This is a genomic window from Thalassovita taeanensis (assembly GCF_900110775.1).
In the GTDB taxonomy this organism is placed as follows: Bacteria; Pseudomonadota; Alphaproteobacteria; order Rhodobacterales; family Rhodobacteraceae; genus Litorimicrobium; species Litorimicrobium taeanense.
The window spans coordinates 1-4,660 of sequence record NZ_FOEP01000029.1; the positions used below are offsets into that span (position 1 = coordinate 1).

Annotated in this window: 3 protein-coding genes; 1 reads left to right on the forward strand and 2 read right to left on the reverse strand. The window is 60.8% G+C overall.

The annotated features are described in order from the left end of the window. Positions 1 to 1,898: calcium-binding protein (locus BSF79_RS20250; RefSeq protein ID WP_090271449.1), on the reverse strand; the 1,898-nt coding region annotated here is incomplete at its 3' end. A gap of 285 nt (positions 1,899 to 2,183) precedes the next feature. Then, entirely contained in the window at positions 2,184 to 3,257 is a 1,074-nt protein-coding gene (locus BSF79_RS19285) for a helix-turn-helix domain-containing protein (RefSeq protein ID WP_090271451.1), read from the reverse strand. Positions 3,258 to 3,412: 155 nt separating this feature from the next. On the opposite strand from BSF79_RS19285, the gene BSF79_RS19290 reads away from it, so the two are divergent. After that, positions 3,413 to 4,462, forward strand: coding sequence for a site-specific integrase (locus BSF79_RS19290; protein ID WP_090271452.1), 1,050 nt, complete (start codon positions 3,413 to 3,415; stop codon positions 4,460 to 4,462). Positions 4,463 to 4,660: the final 198 nt, after the last annotated feature.

Below are 4,660 nucleotides of genomic sequence, written 5' to 3' on the forward strand. Positions count from 1 at the left end.
AGCGCCCACATGATCTGACCCGTGGGGCGATAGATGATAAAGGCTTCCTCGACCCCGGCCACACCGGCATTGGCGGTCTCGGTAAAGTTCACCTGAAACTGATCGCCCGTGGCACTGCCCTGACCAAAGACCAGAACGTCGCCATCAGCGGCCGTATAGTCTTGAATCCAGTCCGACCCGTGATCGGCGATGCCCAGATGGAAGAACCGGTCGGCCCCCGTTCCGCCATTCATCCGATCATAGCCGAAGCCCCCATTCAGGAAGTCATTCCCGGCCCCACCATAAAGCATGTCGCTCCATGCCTCACCGGTCAGCACATCATTGCCGTCCGCGCCGATCACCGTATCAGTGCCAAAGCCGCCCGAAACCGTGTCGTCCCCGTTGTCGCCACGCAGCTCGTCGTTGCCATAGCCGCCGTCGATGCTGTCATTACCATCGCCGCCATATATCACGTCGCGCAAATCAGCTTCTGATTCGCCGCCGATCAGCACATCGTCGCCCTCATTGCCGATCAGCGTGTCATTGCCATCACCGCCATACAGACGGTCCTGACCCAACCCGCCAGACAGATTGTCATTGCCGCCTTCGCCATACAGGCGATCATCGCCGTCGCGACCGCTCAACGTATCATTGCCGACGCGGCCTTCCAACGTATCCTCACCGTCGCTGCCAAGCAGCGCGTCATCGAAATACGAGCCGCGCACGTATTCAATATTGCTCAGCAGGTGGGTAAAGCCATTGCCATCCCATGTGCCCGTTGCGGTGCCTGCGGCCAAGTCCACGACGACAGCATCAACCCCCGACCGGTCATAGCGCACGCGGTCCACACCGCCGCCGCCATCCAGCGTGTCATTGCCCTGTTCCAGAATAAAGCTTTCGCGGCGGTCGCTGCCGATGATGCTATCATTAAAGTCGGTGGCGCGGATCTCAAGCCGCCCCGCCCCCCCCAACACATTGACCTGATCGGAATAGCCCAGGCCATCATTCGACACGACCCCTGTGGCCAAGTTCATCACCAGCCCCTGATCAGGGCCGTCCTCCCCATCCCAGTTGTAGAACAGGCGGGTGCTTTCATCGACGGTCAGGTTAAAGGTGTCATTCCCCGCACCGCCGCCATAGACGATCCAGGTGCCGGGGGCCGCGGTGACATTGAACACGTCATCGTGGGTCGTGCCGATCACACTGAACCCGCCGTCCCCGGCGGTCAGAGCATTGCCCAGGTTCAGGAACGTATCGGTGCCATCCGCGCCCGAAACCGATCCGGTTTCCGCCGCGCCGTCGATATTCACCGTGATGCCCGCGCTCAGCATGGCATAGTTGATCTCATAGTAGCTGGAATCATCGGCATTGATAAAATCATAGGCGTCATTTCCAGCCGTGCCATACAGCTGGTCATTGCCGTAATTGGCCCCGGGGTTGATCGTATCATTGCCCGCCCCGCCAATCAGTTGGTCATTAAAAGGCGTGCCCGTGATGGTCATGTCGCTGGTAATCAAGGGAGAGGCCTCGGCCCATTCTTCCATGTCGAAATAGGTCGAGGCACCACTCGCATCGATGGTGATCGGCTGCGCTGACAACAGCGAGGCCAAATCCATGACTCCGTCTTCGGTCAGGGAATTGTCAAAGGCCACCAGACCCCAGCTGAAATTGGCCATTGTGGCCACGATACTGCCGCTTTTCTCGAAAGACATGCCAGTGATCGTGCCACTGAGAGGAGAAGCGCTGGGGCTGAGCGAGAATCCTGTTCCGGTCAGCGTGGTCAGGGCGCCGGTGGTGAGGTTTTCCAGAACGATTTCCGTCGAAGATGCGCTGACCACATCGATGTCGACATCGCCGAAATCATCAAAAAAGGCCTTTGTGAAAAAGTCACTGTAGGGGCCACTATAAGTAATCAGCATTTCAAGAGTTCTCCGGTGGTTTTACAAAAGATAGAATATACTGGACCATAATCAGGGCCGGTGCCCGAGCTCCGCAATATTGGGGCCAACATTGCAGAAAAAAATCACGTGACCAAGACCAATAGCTTGGTTTTGGGCCAAATATTCAACCAATGCATATGACGGGCCAGATCCGCAGGTTGTATTTCACGCCCATGCCGCTTGGGTGATATCCGCTTGGGCCTTGATCAAGACCTCAAAGAATGGCGCGCGGAACAGATCCGGCAAAGTGCCTTTATCAGCCGGTCACAGCGCCACCTCCCAGAAGCGATACCGCCCCTGCCCGGTGCGCTCACGGATCAGGCCCAGATCCTCGAAACGTTCAAGGTTGCGCAAAACCGTAGCCCGGCTTGCACCTGTTTCACGCTCGGCCAAGGACGACGGCACCATGGGCCAGCCCAGCAACACATCAATCAGCAGCGGCGGCGTGCGCCCCGACAGATGCGCTGTCTGCCGCAGCGCGCGCTGCTGCCAGCCCGCCAGTTGATCGGCCAGCATCAGCCCCCGCAGGCAGGCCCGTTCAACATCGCTCAGCCACGCCGCCAACCGCACCGGTGCCTCGCCCGATTGGCGCAGCGCCATACCGCCGCCCATCGCCAGCGGCACAAACCCCAGCCCCCCGCGCCCGGCCCGTGCGGCCAGGCAGGCGGCGCTCACAGCAGCCTCGATCCCCGGCGCGTCGCCTGACAGCTCCAACATGCTCCACAGCATCCATCCAAACGCCGCCTGCACGAACGGATGCAGCGCGCCGGCCTGTGACAGGCGCTGCGCCCACGCCCCGGCCAGCGCTTGAAACTCTTCGCCCTGCGGGGCCAACATCCAGCCAAATCCCTCAATATCAGAGCCTATTTTGGCCCCAGAACCGCGCCCCAGAAATGCCCCCAGATCCTCCAAAGGGTTGCCGCCATTTCGCAACCTCCGCACAGCCCAGCTGGCCCCATACAGCGCGCGGGCCGCATCCCCGGTGCCCGCCAGCCGCCCCGATAAATACAAGGCCAGGCGATCCGCGCTAATCCGCTCTCCCAAATGCCAACTGAGGTCCGCCACCTCGGTCAGGACCAAGCGCTGCACCAATCCGCGCCCCATCTGCCGCGCCCGCGCGTCAAGCGCCCCAAAAGCCATCGCCGCCTGCGCCAGATCCGCCGCCAGATCGCCCTGCCCCCGCATCCAGTCCGCAACACGCGGCAGCCTTGCTGCCCCGGCCATTGGCAACGGCGGGGCCCAAGGATCAGAGGTCCCCGCCTCGACCGGGCCGGGCAGAAACCACAGATCCTCTTCCGAAGTCGGATCGGGGTCATAGGGGCCTTTGAGAGGCATCATTTATCGCTCTATATAAACAGCTTCGTACTTATAGTTTCATAATTAGCCTATTTTGAAAACAACTACGCCACTGTTCGTATCTCTTTATTAAGCATGATAAGTTACAGTTATCATGTGTCTTGAAAATTCCTCTCGTGCCCGGCAAAGTCACCCGCATGAAAACGCTGTCGACCCTCCACACACCCCCTGCCCTATCAGAACATGACAGTCAGGCCCTGACCGACCTGTATCTGCGTGGCACGCCAGCCAATACACTGCGCGCCTATGAACGCGACCTGATCTATATCACCGCATGGAAACAGGCCCGGTTGAACAGCGATCTGATATGGCCCGAACCCGAAGAAACAGCGCTGCTGTTCGTGCTGGACCACAGCCGCGACCTGACCGATTGCGCCGCTCATGACCCGGCCCAAGAAACAGCGCAGGCCTTGATCGCTGCGGGGCTGCGCTGCGAATTGACCTGCCCGGCCCCCGCAACACTGGACCGGCGCATTGCGTCATGGCGGGCGTTTCACCGGATGAAAGCGCTGAACTCCCCGTTCGACGCCCCGCAGATCCGCCAGGCCCGTGCCAAAGCCCGCCGCGCCAATGCCCGCCCCCATGCGCCCAAATCAGCCAACCCGATCACCCGCGACATCCTGACAGCGATGCTGGACACCTGCGAACCGGGGCTGCGCGGAATGCGGGATCGGGCGATTTTGATGCTGGGTTGGGCCTCGGGCGGACGGCGCAGGGCGGAACTGACCGGCCTGCGCGTCAAGGATCTGGACCTGCGTGATTTCGACGATCAAGGGTTTGTCTGGATCAACATGGTCGAAACAAAAACCACCGCCAAAGGCAGCACCCCCAGACTGGTGCTGAAAGGTCGCGCCGCGCGGGCGGTGGTGGCGTGGCTGGATGCCACCAAAATCACCGATGGCCCCCTGTTCCGCCCGATCAGCAAATCGGACCGTCCGCTCACCCGGCCCCTCTCGCCGGATGCGGTTTACCAGATCGTCAAACACCGCCTGCAACTGGCCGGATTCCCGGCCAACTATGCCACGCCGCACGGTCTGCGTTCAGGGTTTCTGACGCAGGCCGCGCTGGACGGGGCACCGATACAGGCCGCCATGCGGTTATCGCTGCACCGATCCATGGCACAGGCTGCGCGCTATTACGATGATGTCGATCCAGCCAGAAATCCCGCCGCTGATCTGCTGGAATAGAGCCTGCTTTGGACCTTTCGCATGCGAAAGGTCCAAAGCAGCCGCCGCTTTTATCAAGCCAGCAGGTCGTACTCAACACCGGCAATAAGCAGGTTGAGCTCGGCCTGTGCGGCGCCATCGACCAGCGCCCACATGATCTGACCCGTGGGGCGATAGATGATAAAGGCTTCCTCGACCCCGGCCACACCGGCATTGGCG